Source organism: Marinobacter sp. MA (assembly GCF_048298425.1).
Lineage (GTDB): Bacteria > Pseudomonadota > Gammaproteobacteria > Pseudomonadales > Oleiphilaceae > Marinobacter > Marinobacter salsuginis.
On the sequence record NZ_CP103058.1, the window covers coordinates 3,933,629 to 3,947,587 of the forward strand.

12 protein-coding genes are annotated in these 13,959 nt (G+C 60.4%); 2 read left to right on the forward strand and 10 right to left on the reverse strand.

Translation table 11 applies throughout. From position 1 onward, the window contains the following. Positions 1-51: 51 nt before the first annotated feature. Positions 52-1,092, reverse strand: coding sequence for a substrate-binding domain-containing protein (locus tag NUW46_RS18240; RefSeq protein ID WP_418140873.1), 1,041 nt, complete (start codon positions 1,090-1,092; stop codon positions 52-54). A gap of 198 nt (positions 1,093-1,290) precedes the next feature. On the opposite strand from NUW46_RS18240, the gene NUW46_RS18245 reads away from it, so the two are divergent. After that, entirely contained in the window at positions 1,291-1,695 is a 405-nt protein-coding gene (locus NUW46_RS18245; protein ID WP_069182183.1) for an acyl-CoA thioesterase, read from the forward strand. A 4-nt stretch (positions 1,696-1,699) separates the two neighbouring features. Here the strand turns inward: NUW46_RS18245 and NUW46_RS18250 are convergent, their stop codons facing one another. The 6 genes from NUW46_RS18250 to NUW46_RS18275 all read right to left on the reverse strand — a co-directional run bounded on the left by NUW46_RS18250 (position 1,700) and on the right by NUW46_RS18275 (position 10,188). Further along, positions 1,700-2,692: a dihydroorotate dehydrogenase-like protein gene (locus tag NUW46_RS18250; RefSeq protein ID WP_418140874.1), complete on the reverse strand. Its 993-nt coding sequence runs from the start codon at positions 2,690-2,692 to the stop codon at positions 1,700-1,702. Then, positions 2,685-6,278 (reverse strand): pyruvate:ferredoxin (flavodoxin) oxidoreductase, encoded by a 3,594-nt coding sequence (gene nifJ / locus NUW46_RS18255; RefSeq protein ID WP_418140875.1) that lies wholly within the window; start codon positions 6,276-6,278, stop codon positions 2,685-2,687. The genes NUW46_RS18250 and nifJ overlap by 8 nt, the downstream gene beginning before the upstream one ends. A gap of 125 nt (positions 6,279-6,403) precedes the next feature. Further along, a complete protein-coding gene (locus NUW46_RS18260) occupies positions 6,404-7,510 on the reverse strand; it encodes a tRNA-queuosine alpha-mannosyltransferase domain-containing protein (RefSeq protein WP_418140876.1) in 1,107 nt (368 codons plus the stop codon). An 11-nt stretch (positions 7,511-7,521) separates the two neighbouring features. Beyond that, a complete protein-coding gene (locus NUW46_RS18265) occupies positions 7,522-8,706 on the reverse strand; it encodes an MFS transporter (RefSeq protein ID WP_418140877.1) in 1,185 nt (394 codons plus the stop codon). Positions 8,707-8,768: 62 nt separating this feature from the next. After that, positions 8,769-9,593: an ABC transporter permease gene (locus NUW46_RS18270; protein WP_418140878.1), complete on the reverse strand. Its 825-nt coding sequence runs from the start codon at positions 9,591-9,593 to the stop codon at positions 8,769-8,771. Continuing rightward, a complete protein-coding gene (locus tag NUW46_RS18275) occupies positions 9,580-10,188 on the reverse strand; it encodes an ABC transporter ATP-binding protein (RefSeq protein WP_418140879.1) in 609 nt (202 codons plus the stop codon). Before NUW46_RS18275 ends, NUW46_RS18270 begins: the two co-directional genes overlap by 14 nt. A gap of 96 nt (positions 10,189-10,284) precedes the next feature. On the opposite strand from NUW46_RS18275, the gene NUW46_RS18280 reads away from it, so the two are divergent. Continuing rightward, entirely contained in the window at positions 10,285-10,911 is a 627-nt protein-coding gene (locus NUW46_RS18280; protein WP_305966382.1) for a hypothetical protein, read from the forward strand. Positions 10,912-10,918: 7 nt separating this feature from the next. Here NUW46_RS18280 and arsJ read toward each other — a convergent pair whose 3' ends face one another. From arsJ to NUW46_RS18295, 3 genes are read right to left on the reverse strand one after another with little or no spacing between them, the layout of a single operon-like run. Next, the gene (arsJ, locus tag NUW46_RS18285; RefSeq protein ID WP_418142061.1) at positions 10,919-12,112 is read right to left on the reverse strand and encodes an organoarsenical effux MFS transporter ArsJ; all 1,194 of its coding nucleotides are present in this window, start codon (positions 12,110-12,112) and stop codon (positions 10,919-10,921) included. Between the two features lies 1 nt (position 12,113). After that, complete coding sequence (locus tag NUW46_RS18290; protein ID WP_418140880.1) at positions 12,114-13,118, reverse strand: ArsJ-associated glyceraldehyde-3-phosphate dehydrogenase; 1,005 nt, start codon at positions 13,116-13,118, stop codon at positions 12,114-12,116. Between the two features lie 45 nt (positions 13,119-13,163). Beyond that, a complete protein-coding gene (locus NUW46_RS18295) occupies positions 13,164-13,928 on the reverse strand; it encodes a metalloregulator ArsR/SmtB family transcription factor (RefSeq protein ID WP_291904531.1) in 765 nt (254 codons plus the stop codon). Positions 13,929-13,959: the final 31 nt, after the last annotated feature.

Sequence of the window (13,959 nt, forward strand, 5' to 3'; positions counted from 1 at the left end):
GGTGCGGACCCCATTCGGGATCCACACCTCTGTTTTCTCTAGACCTCTGACTTACTTGAGCTCGTCCAGGGTCAGGTTCGGCATGTTCTCTGCCTTTTCCATCAGATCCATCAGCGCAGCGCGGGGCGGAACGATCAGACCAACATCCTTCAGGTAACCGTTTTGACCCATGGCCGCGTTGCTGGTGAACTCACTTACGTACTCTGCGATGCCCGGAACCACACCAACGTGTGCCTTCTTCACGTAGAAGAACAGGGAACGGGCAACCGGGTATTCGTCAGCGGCGATGCCTTCTGCAGTCGGAACCATGCCATTCAAAGTAGCGGCCTGGAGACGGTCAGCATTTTCTTCCAGGAAGCTGTAACCAAATACGCCGTACATGCCAGTGTCGCCAATCAGCTTCTGAACGATCAGGTTGTCGTTCTCGCCGGCCTCAATGAAGGCACCGTCTTCACGAACGCTTTCACAGATGGAAGCGTGCTCGTCCTTGCTCAGGTTGGCGGCTTCCGGCAGCTCATCGCAACCAGCAGCCAGGGCCAGCTCGTTAAACGAGTCACGGGTACCGGAAGTCGGGGGAGGACCCATCACACGGATCGGCTTGTTTGGCAGACTGGAATCAACGTCGCTCCAGTTCTTGTTCGGGTTGGCAACCCACTCGCCGTTAACGGGAACCTTGGAACCCAGCGCCAGGAACAGCTGCTCCAGGGTGATGTCCAGGTTCTCGGCTTCCTTGGAGCTGGCGATCACGATGCCGTCAGAACCGATGCGGAATTCAGTGATGTCCGTTACACCGTTGCTCTGGCACAGCTCGAACTCGGACGTCTTCATGCGGCGTGAAGCGTTGGTGATGTCCGGGTGCTGGGTGCCGATGCCCTGACAGAACAGCTTGAGACCGCCGCCAGAACCGGTGGATTCCAGCTTGGGTGTGCTGAAGTCGGTCTTGGTGCCGAAACGCTCGGCAACAACGGTAGCGAACGGATAAACGGTAGAGGAACCCACGATGCTGATAGTGTCACGGGCCATGGCCGGTGCAGACACGGCGGCTACAGAGCCTGCCAGCGCTACAGTTGCGAGTGCTTTGTTCAGTTTCATCACGTCAAGTCTCCATTATTCGGTTTTGGACGTTGTGTCGGATGTGCTTTACCGATGGGTGCAGACTAATGACACTCTATGACAACTTTGTTACAGCCCCTGAAATATAGTCGGGAATGTTCAAATTTGCTTGCAGCGGCGCTCCAGCCCGTTACCATGCGGGGTAAAACAATTCCAGGCTCGCAAGAAGGCAGTACTATGACAGCGTTAGACGACGACAAACCCACGCCCCGTGGTGATCTTACCCTCCAGGTCATTCCTCTCCCCGCCGATACCAATGCCAATGGCGATGTCTTCGCCGGATGGCTGGTGAAACAGATGGATCTCGCCGCCGCCACCATGGCCGGGCGTATTTCCCAGGGTCGCAATGCCACGGTGGCTATGGATCGGATGGAGTTTTTGTCACCGTTGCGGGTCGGATCACAGGTAGGTTGCTACTGCGAGCTTGTCGATATTGGCCGCAGCTCCATGAAGATCAGCGTGGAAGTGTGGACCCTGGACCGGACGGCCAAGAACCCGCGCAAGGTGACCGAGGGTCTGTTTGTCTATGTCGCCATCGATGAGCATGGACGGATCCGGGAAGTCCCCGAACAGAACCTCTAGGCTGTCACTTCCAGCCGTGCAGCAAGCGGGCATAGTTGAGGCGCTCCCAGGTGCGACTGTTGGGCGCCTTGTCCATTGACAGCGCACCTCGCGCCTCGGCCAGATCACGATAGCCCATATCGGACAAGCGCCGGCTCAAACCGTGGTGTATTCGCCCCAGGGCATCGGGACCGTCCGCCAGGATCGCTGATACCACCTGAACAGCGGCTGCACCGGACAGGATTGCCTTGGCCGCATCATCTCCGGTGTGAACCCCACCCGATATAGCCATCTCCAGGGACGTCTGTCCATAAAGCATGGCCGACGCGTGTAGCCGCAATGGCAGCTCGGCACTGGAAGACAGCACCACTTCCCGGCTCAATTCCAGCTCATCAAGGTCCATCTCCGGCTGATAGAAGCGGTTGAACAACACCAGTCCCCGGGCTCCTGCCGCTTCAACACCGGCGACAAAGGCCGGCAAGGCCGAATAGAACGGCGACAGTTTGACGCTGACGGGAATGGTGACCTGTTCGGCCACCGAGCGCACCACCGCCAACTGGCGCTGTTCCAGACTGGCGGCTGTCTCGGAGGGATCGGTGGCCGGGTCATAGAGGTTGAGCTCAATGGCATGGGCACCGGCGGCCTCCAGCTCAAGGGCGTGTCCGGTCCAGCCTCCCGTCGAAATGCCGTTGAGCGAGGCAATCACTGGCACATCCAGTGATCGGCGCAACAGCTCCAGCCGTTGGAGATAGCTGCCCGATCCCATTTCGAAAAGCTCCGACTCCGGGAAAAACGAGCGGGCTTCGGCGTCCGTATTGATCCGGGAATCGATAAATCGATGAGCCGCCATCTGCTCCTCGACCAGTTGCTCCTCGAACAGCGAGTGCATGACAACCGCACCGGCACCGGCCTTGACGCAGGCCTTCAGTGCATCCAGGTCGTCGGTCAGCGGACTGGCGCCTACCACCAGGGGCGAGCGGAGTTCGAGGCCCAGCCAACGGGTTGCCAGGTCAGTCATGACGTTCACCCTCTTGGTTATCTGCGCCGGAAGCTTCGTGGGGCTCAAAGTGGATCCCGGCCAGCTGTTTGTAGAGCTCGCGCTGTTCGGTGGCCGCCTCCGACGCCGCAGCCACCAGCTGTTCGTAGCGTTGGGGATCCCTCAGCTCCAGCATCCGGAAACGGGCCTCTTCCTGCATGTAGGCTTTCATGGTGATTTTCTGGCGCGGGGAATCCAGTTGCAGTGGCGGCAGCCCCTCGTGGGTGCGACGGGGATCAAACCGGTACAACGGCCAGGCCCAGCTGTCCACTGCCCGCTTCTGGTGTGACGGCGAGTGCACCAGATCGTAGCCGTGGGCAATGCAGGGGCTGTGGGCAATGATCAGTGCCGGGCCCTCGAAGCTCTCGGCTTCCTGCAGGGCCTTGGTGGTGTGGTTACTGTGGGACTGCATGGCGATCTGGGCCACGTAGACATGGCCGTAGCTCATGGCCAGCAGGCCCAGGTCCTTCTTGCGGGTCGCCTTGCCGGCGGCGGCAAACTTGGCAATGGCACCCATGGGCGTGGCCTTGGACTGCTGCCCGCCGGTGTTGGAATAGACCTCGGTGTCGAGCACCAGCAATTTCAGGTTCTGGCCCGAGGCCAGGGCGTGGTCCAGGCCGCCATAGCCAATATCGTAGGCCCAGCCGTCACCGCCAATCACCCAGACGCTCTTCGGGCAGAGCTCGTCGGCCAGGCTGTCGAGTTCCCGGGCCTCCGGTCCCTCCTGGTCCGTCAGCCAGCTACGGAGCTGCTCGATGGCTGCGCGCCGGGACGCCATGGCGGCTTCATCGATTGTCATGCAGGGAGAGGTCAGGTCCGCATAAAGCCCCCCGGGCAACTGACCCTGCACTGCGTCCAGCAACTGCCGGGCCCGGCCGGCAAGCTTGTCCAGCCCCAGGCGCATGCCCAGACCCAGTTCCGCCGCGTCTTCAAACAACGAATTGTTCCAGGTGGGCCCCCGGCCGTCAGCATTCACCGTGTAGGGCGTGGTGGGCAGATTGCCACCGTAGATCGAGGAACAACCGGTGGCGTTTGCAATCAGCAGCCGATCGCCCACTAGCTGAGTCAGCAGACGGATATAGGGTGTTTCACCGCAACCGGAACAGGCGCCCGAGTATTCGAACAGCGGAATCAGCAGCGGCAGGGCTTTGAAGTCGCGGGGGATGCGGTCTCTGGGCACATCCGGAATACTCCGGAAGAACGCCAGGTTCTCCGCTTCCACCTCACGGTGCTGCTCGATGGGCTGCATGTTGATGGCTTTGCGCTTTGGCTGGGCCCGGTCCTTGGCGGGACAGACTTCCACGCACAGACCACAACCGGTGCAGTCATCCGGCGCCACCTGAATCCGGTAATCCAGGCCTTCCAGTTCAGAGGTCTGGGTTTCCGGCACGGCTTCGAAGCTCTCGGGGGCCCCCTTGGCCGCCTCGGGCTCGAACACCTTGCTGGTGATCGCGGTGTGCGGGCAGATCATTGCGCAGAAGTTGCACTGAACGCAGAGGTCGGACTCCCAGATCGGAATTTCCAGGGCGATGGTTCGCTTCTCGTACTGGCTGGTGCCGGTTGGCCAGGTTCCGTCAGGAGGAAAGGCGCTGACCGGCAGCTTGTCCCCCTGCCCTTCCAGTAGCAGGCGAGTGACTTTCTGCACAAAGTCCGGCGCACCCTCTGGCACTCTCGGTGGTCGGTTGCGGGTGGCCGTTACCTCATCCGGCACCATTACTTCATGCAGGTTGTCCAGTGCCGAGTCCACCGCCTCAACATTTCGGCGCACCACTTCGGGACCGCGCCGGCCCCAGGTCTTGCGGATGGACTCCTTGATCTGGGCAATGGCCTCATCCCGGGGCAGGATATCCGCCAGGGCGAAGAAGCAGACCTGCATCACCGTGTTGATCCGCCGCTCCAGTCCCGCTTTTTCTGCCACCTCGGCGGCATCGATCACATACAGGCGGGCCTTGCGCTCGACCAGCACACGCTGAACCTCCACCGAGAGCCGATCCCAGACCTCGTTTTCTGGCCAGGGCACGTTCAGCAGCACCGTTGCGCCCTCGGCGGCGTGTTCCAGCACTTCAAACCGTTCCAGGAACTGGGGCGCATGAATGGCCACAAACTGGGCCTTGTTGATCTGGTAGCTGGAGCGGATGGGCAACGGGCCGAATCGCAGGTGGGATACCGTGGTCGCGCCGCTTTTCTTGGAATCATAGACGAAATGGCCCTGGGCGAAGAGGTCCGTGCCCTCGCCCAGAATCTTGATGCTGGCTTTGTTACTGCTGACAGTGCCATCGGCGCCGAGACCGAAGAACAGGGCCCGACGGGTTTTCGGAGACTCGATATCCAGCTCACTGTCCACGTTCAGCGAAAGATGGCTGACATCGTCCCGCACGCCCACGGTAAATCGGGTTTTTGGCGCCTCGGCCTTCAGTTCGTCAAAAATGGCGCACACCATGGCCGGAGTGAATTCCCGGGAAGACAGACCATAGCGACCGCCGATCACCCGGGGCAGCACCTTGCGCTCGCCCCGGCTCCAGGCTTCCATCAGGGCGCCACTGACTTCCAACAGCAGTGGCTCGCCCTGGGCACCGGGTTCCTTGGTTCGGTCCAGCACGGCCAAGTGCTCGACGGTGTCCGGCAGAGCATTCAGGAAACGGTCGGTCGCAAAGGGCCGGAACAGGCGCACCTTGAGCACACCGACTTTCTCGCCCTGCTCCAGCAGCCATTCGACCGTCTCGTGGGCGCATTCGGCGCCGGATCCCATAAGGATAATCACACGGTCAGCGTCGGGGTGGCCGACATAATCAAACAACCGGTACTGACGGCCGGTAATACCGGCAAACCGGTCCATCACGGCTTCCAGCTTGTCCGGAAATGCCTGATAGAACGGGTTGATGGCCTCCCGGGCCTGGAAGAAGGCGTCGGGGTTCTGGGATGTGCCCCGAACCACCGGCCGGTCCGGCGTCATTCGGCGGCTCCGGTGTGCCTCCAGTCCTTCATGGGGTACCAGAGCCCTCAGATCGTCATCGCTCAGGGCGGCGATCTTGGAAATCTCATGGGAGGTACGGAAGCCGTCGAAAAAGTGCATCACCGGGACACGGCTTTCCAGAGTGACGGCGTGGCCGATCGCCGCCATATCCTGGGCTTCCTGGACCGAACCGGACGCCAAGAGGGCAAACCCGGTACCGCGGGAACTCATCACATCGGAATGATCGCAGAAGATCGACAGGGCATGGGTGGCGATGCTGCGTGCGGCAATATGCATGCAGAAGGGCGACAGTTCACCGGCAATCTTGTACAGATTGGGCAGCATCAACAGCAGGCCCTGGGACGCGGTAAAGGTGGTCACCAGGGAGCCGGCCTGCAGCGCCCCGTGCATGGCCCCGGCGGCACCGGCCTCGGACTGCATTTCCACCACGCTGGGCACCTGCCCCCAGAGATTGGGTTTGCCCAGGGCCGCCCAGTCATCAGCGTGTTCGCCCATCACCGAGGCGGGCGTAATCGGATAGATGGCAATGGTCTCGCTCAGGCGATAAGCCACCAAGGACACCGCTTCATTGCCGTCGAGGGTATGGAACTCCATGGCCACGACTCCCTGTGGTGAGGCCGACAGACAGTTCTGAGTCTAGTATCGACGGTGACAACCGCAAGAGGACGGGTTTGATCTGAGACAGGTTTGGAGCAGAAACAGGATCAGGGCTTGCCTGCTCAGGTTTTAATCAGCTCATCAAACAAAGTCTGGTAGTCTCCAGCCAGTCTTGATGCCCGCCAACCCTCGGGCGGACAGGCTGGCACGTCTGTTTTGAGCAGTGCTTCGAGGCAGTCGGCGGCTGCTTCCGCCTCTCGCCTGGCATCCTGTTCATGGCTAACATAACGACACTGCTCCGGGACATATTCCTGATAGGCCAGTCGATTGGGGGCTAGCGGAACGCAACCTGAGGCCATGGCCTCCAGCATCGCCAGCCCCTGGAAATCGTGAAGTGCCGTGGAGACGACCAGGTCCGCCTGACGCAGCAAATGATCGTAGTCGTCACGGCTGTCCAGGAAGCCCCAGTGTTCGATTCGATGACTGAACTGTTCACGAATCCGGTCAAATGCCTCTGGATAGCTGCGAAACCGCTCCCCTACCACGCTCAGCCGGAAAGGCACCGAGCGTTGTTCCAGTACCTGCAGCAAATTCAGCAGCCGATCAGGCCCCTTGTCGTATTCCCACCGATGGTTCCAGAGCAGATGCGGACAGGCCCGGCCCGAAAGTGGCGGGCGCTCGAAAAACAACCGATCCTCAATCGGAACCGGGATGACACGGGACCGGTCGCGCAAGGTTTCGATCAGGCCTTCCGGTACCTCATCGGGCAGTTTCTGAAGGAACGCCCGGGCTCCGGCCAGAAAACTGTCCCGATTCCAGCCACTGTTGAAGACCACGCAGTCGGCACAGAGGGCGCTGTAGAGGTTGACCATTTGCGGATCGGCACTGGCGTTCTGGCCGCTGGAGATCGGGAACGCAAACTGGTTTTCGTGCATGTACAGCAGGCAGGGCGTGCGGACGAGGCGCGGGTTCAGACCCCGCAGGGTAGCCAGATCCACCATGGATGTGGCGACTATCAGATCCCAGGGTTCCTGCAGGAGTGGCTCCTTCAGCCAGCTCAGCGGGTTGCCGCGGATGCGCCAGCGGAAGAATCTGGGAGGCAGTGCCAGTGTGTGCCAATGGAACTCGGGTAACAGGGCCGCCAGGTGCTCGCGCCAGCGGCGGTGACTGGCGGCATCGTAGCCGGACAGCAAAAGAACCCGTGCGCCAGGTTTCTCGGACTTCGTCATGCTCACAACCATTAGCCGGGCTGAACCTCAGGCCGGGCCCTGGACAGTGACCACAACCCAAGCACCGGCCCCGGGAACAGAAGCAGAACCACCCAGACATCCAGCTGCCCCCATAAGCCACTGGTCAGCCAGATGGCCGGAAGAGTCAGCCCAAACCCGACCGCATTCATCACCGCCAGCGAGGAGCCCACTGATTCCCTGGGTGCCGCTGCCGAGGCCAGCGCGGAAAACTGAGGGGAGTCTGCCACTACAGCAACACCCCAGACAATCAGCAACATAATCAACACGTCCGGCGGGAGCCCATTCAGCCAGGGATACACAAGACAGAAAGCACCGGAAATCATCAGTGCTCGGCGGGCTACCCACTCGCTGCCCAGGGTGCGACTGAGCCTGCCGCCACCGACACAGCCCGCCGCGCCAATCCCGATAACGGCAAACGACAACCAGGGAATGAGCGCGTCACTCTGACCTAATCGCTGCAGCTCCCGACCGATGAGCAGCGGCGTGAGTGTCCAGAATGCATAGAGCTCCCACATATGGCCGAAGTAACCTCCGGCCACGGACCGGAATCTGGGGATACGCAGCGCCGCCAGCCCCTGGCTCAGAGGCAAACGCCCGCTGCTTTTGGGCAAGTGCGGGCCGTCCCCCAACAGATACACCAGAAGGCCCCCAGCCACTGCTAGGCAGGAGGCCGCCATCAACGGCCACTCCCAGGGCATGCCCAGAGTTGCTCCTCGCATCAAGTGTGGCAAGGCCGTGCCGAGGGTGAGCATGCCCACTAGCCAGGCCAGGGCAGCGCCGGCGTATTTCGGGGTCCAGGCGATCACCATTTTCATGCCCAGCGGGTAGATTCCAGCCAGACACAGACCCGTGGCAAACCGCAGAAGAAAATCGAGCGGCGGTGCTCCGGCTGCGAAAATAAATCCGCCATTAACCAATGCACCAACCAGACTCGACAGCGCAAAGATACGGCTGGCGCCGAACCGGTCAGCCAGACCGGTCACTGCAATGGTCAGGGTACCGGCGATAAACCCGGCCTGCACCGCCAGCGTCAGCCGTCCCAGATCGGTTTCCGACAGGCCCAGTTCCGCGGACAGCGACAGCCAGACACCGTTGATACTGAACCAGAGCGAGGTGCCAAAAAGCTGGGCCAGCACAATCACCGGCAAGGGATAACGTCTTAGCAGGTCGATCATTGTTGTTGTCTTCTTCCACGCGATGGACCAAGCCTAGCCCCGGGAGACTTGCTTCGCCCATGCTACTTTGGTGTTTTGTTGACGTAAGGCTGCGGTTTCACCAATCGATCCAGCCGCAAGCGCTCCCGCTCATCGAACAGTCTTCGACCACCCCACGAAACCGCCATCAGCGCACCGAAACCGGTGCCGACGGTAATAATCAGCATCACCAGAATCTGGTATTTGACCGCCACCGCCGGCGGGCTACCCGCAAGAATCTGGCCAGTCATCATACCCGGAAGACTGACAATACCAGCGGCGGCCATCGCGTTGATGGAAGGCATCATACCGCTGCGCATGGCGTCCCGACGGATATCCTCCAGCGCCTGCTGCGAGGTTTGGCCCAGCATTAGCCGGTTTTCGATAACCGCCCGCTGCCGCCAGACCGATTCATTCAGACGGTCCAGCGCGAGACTGACGCCGGTCATGGTGTTACCGAGCATCATGCCCAGGAGCGGAATAGCGTATTGCGGGGCGTACCAGGGCTCAGGGCCGATGACCACTGTCAGGGCCAGAACGGTAACCGCAAAGGACGACACAAACATCGCCCCCGTGCCAATACTGAATGCCCACCAGCCCCGAAGCCGGCGCCCCTGGCGCGCGACAACCTCACGGCCTGCAACCAGGAGCATGATCAGTGCCAGCAGGGCAATCCAGTAGAACGCAGAGGACGCGAACAGGGCCTCCAGCACCAGCCCGATCAGGGCCAGCTGAATGATCGTGCGCAGGGCCGCAATCAGCAGGCTTCGGGTAATGCCGAGTCGGGCCAGATACCCGGTGCCGGCCAGCGCCAGAACCAACAGGGCCGCGAGCCCCAGCTTCCACCAGGCGAGATCAATGACCTCCATCGACGCGCTCCAGCGTGGTGCCATGAATCCGGTAGTGGGCATTCGCCACCCGATGGATCTGCGCCGGGTCATGGGCGACCCAGAGCACAGCAATCTGCCGCCTCCGGATCTCGTCAAGCAGCCAGGTTTCAAGGGCTTCGGTGCTGTCGTTGTCCAGATTGGCGGTAGGTTCGTCCAACAGCAGAGCCTCTGGTTCAAGGGCCAGGGCACGCCAGAGTGCAAGCCGCTGCCGTTCTCCGGAGGACAGCCGACTCACCGACCAGCCCATGACCTCTGGAGTAAAACTCAGCGCTGACGGCAATCCTGCCTTCGCCTCATCGGGAAAGTGACCACCCACGTCATCAAACCACCATTGACTGTCTGCCGGAACCATGACAACCCGACTTCGCCACTGGTGTGCCGGAACGTCCAACTGACCGGTATCACCCAGAGAAACCCTGCCATCATGGGGTTCCAGGTCTGCCACAGCCCTGAGCAAACGACTCTTGCCGCTGCCCGAAGGCCCGGACACGCAGACAACCTCGCCACCGGGGACCCGTAATGACACGTTACTCAAAGTGCCAACGCTGAGATTTTCCAGCACCAGATCTGTCAAGATAGCATCACCAGGTTTAGCCCAAGTTCGTAACGGCTATACCATTACACAGTGTTCCGCCAACAACCAGTCGACATTCGCTCAGGCCAGGTAGGTATGAAGCTTCGATCTCTTGTCACGTTCACACTGGCATCTGCACTGATCGCCGCTCCGGTCGCAGCGGAAGTCAGCCTGGCGCCCTTTGCAGGATATCGGATGAGCAGTTCGGTGGATATCAGGACCGCCGGGGCCAGCACCTCAGACCAGATCGACTTCCGGGATACCCTCAGCCAGGGGCTGGTGTTCAATTTCGATCTGCCGGATCCCGGCAAGCAGGGAGAACTGTATTTCGGGCGGCAGACCACTTCGGCCAGACTGGACAATGGCCTGTTCGCTCCGGGTGTGGAATCCATCGATCTGACCATCTACCAACTCCAGTTTGGCGGACTGTATTTCCCTGGCGGCCAGAATCACGGCGGCTTTGTCTCGGGTGTTTTCGGGGTTACTCGTCTGGAACCGGACGATTCGAGATATGAAACCCACCACCGGGCCGCCCTGTCCATTGGCGGCGGCTACCAGTTTTTCCTGACTGAACAACTGCGCCTGAGGCTGGATCTGCGAGGTGTTTACACCGCCCTGAATTCGGGGGGTTCGGCCTTCTGCTCAGGGGGATGCGAACTCCGGTTCGACAGCAGCGGCTACCTGCAGGTAGAAGCCGCAGCCGGGCTGGCCATTCGGTTCTGAGGCCCGGTCAGGCTGTTACTGGCCGACGCTCGGGCAACATCAGCGACAGCAGCGCAGCGGTGGCCACCAGTCCGGACGATATCCACAGGCAGGCCTCCAATCCGTAGGCCTGATAGACCCACCCCGACAGAATGGTGCCGAGCAAACGCCCGGCCGCGTTCGACATGTAATAGAAACCAACGTCCAGCGACACGCCATCCCCACGGGCATAGCTGACGATGAGATAGCTGTGCAGCGACGAGTTGACGGCAAACAGCACGCCAAACAAAAGCAGACCGCCAACGACCACGAACTGGGGTGACCAGCCTGCCGTCAGGCCAATGGCAATTCCTGCCGGAACCAGCGCCAGGGCCGCCGCCCAGATTACCGCAGGCTGTTTGCCTTCCATGTCGCCGGTGATGCGTGGCGCCATAGTCTGGATAAAGCCATAGCCGATGATCCAGGTGGCCATAAAGCCGCCCACTTTCCAGAAATCCCAGCCAAAGACCGTGTGCAGGTAGACCGGCAAAGCCACCACAAACCAGACATCCCGGGCACCGAACAGAAACATCCGCGCCGCCGAGAGCACATTGATAGCCCGGCTTTTGGAGAGGATCTCGCGGAATTTAGGCTTGGCCTTGCTCTTGCCCAGATCCTGCCCCAACAGAAACAGGCTGGCCAGCCAGACCAGTCCCAAAGCCACGACCATGATGATCACGGCGCCTGTGAAGCCGGCAGCCATCAACAGCACACCACCAAGGAAGAAGCCAACGCCTTTCAGAGTGTTCTTCGAACCGGTGAGAATCGCCACCCACTTGTACAGCGTGCCCTGCTGCTCATCCGGCACCAATAACTTGATGCCGCTTTTGGCAGACATCTTGTTCAGATCCTTGGCAATACCAGACAGCGCCTGTGCTGCCATCACCCAGGGAACCGTGAGCATGGCCGCCGGTACGGCCAGCATGGCCAGCGCCACAATCTGCAGGAACAGCCCGATGTTCATGGTGCGGTTCAGCCCCATGCGGGCGCCCAGGTAACCGCCCACCAGGTTGGTCACCACCCCGAAGAACTCGTAGAAGATGAACAGCAGGGCGATTTCCAGGGGCGAGTTACCCAGCTGGTGGAAATGCAGTACCACCAGCATCCGTAGGGCACCATCAGTAAGCGTGAAGGCCCAGTAGTTACCTGTAATGACCAGATACTGTCGTATAGCCGCCGTCATATCAGGCCAGACCCACCCTGCGCGCCAGTTCTGCGGTGCGGTTGGCATAGCCCCATTCGTTGTCGTACCAGGCGTAGATTTTCACCTGGGTGCCGTTGACCACCATGGTGGAAAGCGCATCGACGATGGACGAACGCGGGTCGGTCTTGTAGTCAATTGAGACCAGCGGGCGCTCTTCATAGCCCAGGATGCCTTTCAGCTCGGCTTCGGCCGCTTCTTTGAGCAGTTCGTTTACAGTTTCACGATCCGTGGCCTTCTCCACTTCAAAGACACAATCGGTCAGTGACGCGTTAGTAAGCGGAATTCGCACCGCATGGCCGTCCAGACGGCCTTTCAATTCCGGGAAGATCTCGATAATCGCCGTTGCCGAGCCGGTGCTGGTGGGGATCAGTGAGCTGCCGCAGGCCCTGGCCCGACGCAAATCCTTGTGGGGCGCATCAATAATGGTCTGGGTGTTGGTCAGGCTGTGAATGGTGGTGATGGAGCCGTGCTTGATGCCCAGCTTCTCGTGAATCACCTTGACCACCGGCGCCAGACAGTTGGTGGTACAGGAGGCGGCGGTGACAATGCGGTCGTTGGCCGGGTCGAAAATATCATCGTTCACGCCTACAACAATGTTTTTGGCACCCGACTCTTTCACCGGTGCGGTCACCAACACCCGCTTCACGCCCTGATCCAGATAGGCCTGCAGCACGTTGACCTTCCGATTTACACCGCTGGCCTCGATCACCAGATCGCAGCCGGACCAGTCGGTTTCACCGATGGTTTTGTTGTGAGTCACGCGGATGCGCTTCCCGTCGATTTCAATCTCAGTTCCGTCGGCAATGGCTTCCTGACTCCAGCGACCATGGATGCTGTCAAAGTTAAGCAGGTGGGCCAGCGTGGCGGCATCGGCGCCCGGGTCGTTGATGGCCACAAACTCCATATCTGGCCAGCCCCAGGCGGCCCGCAAGGCCAGACGACCGATTCGGCCGAATCCATTAATGCCTACTTTGATCTTGCTCATGGTGTGCTCCTGATGAAACTGTTCAAACATTAAACCGCGCGAGGATTACAGGCATTGGACAGACGGGCGGTCTGCCATGGCCTGCAATCGTGCCAGCGGGTTCTCTATCAATCGGTTGTTATGGCTGGCGGTTTCATCCAGCACCCGTGCCAGCCACTGAGGAATGCCCGGGTTCAGGGAATAGTAGATCCACTGGCCCCGACGCTCCGTGGCCAGCAGGCCGACATCCCGCAACGTGGCCAGATGCCGGCTTACTTTCGGCTGAGGCGCTTCAAAGGCTTCAGTAAGCTCGCAGACGCAGAGTTGCTCTTGGCTTCGAATTAGCAGAAGGGCTGCCAGGCGGAAATCATCGGCCAGAGCCTTGAACACCGCGACCGGCTCATAGCTGGCGGGTTTCGCTCCGGTTTCTTTCTGGTGGACCAGCGCGAACAGCGCAATGCGCTCCCTGATTTCCTTGAGAGTAAGGGCAAAAGTGGAATGGCGGTTTGCCGGCACCGGATCGGCAAAATCCCAGGCAATCTGCTGAGCGGGCTGGCAGACCGTACCGCACTCGTTCGAGGCTTTCTCGCACAGGGTGATCACATAATCCCAGTATTGCCCCTGCACTTCGGCCAACTGCTTGCTCTGCAGACCTTCAGTCGATATTCCGGCTTCTTCCAGCACCTGCAGTGCCGTCGGGTGAGGACTGGTAGGCTCGGTACCGGCGCTGGCCACTTCGAACCGGTCTCCAGCCATATCCCTAAGCAAGGCTTCTGCCATCAGGGAACGGGCACTGTTGGCGGTACAGACAAATAAAACACGGCGTTTCATATCTGAAATCCCATATATTCGTTTTCACGCA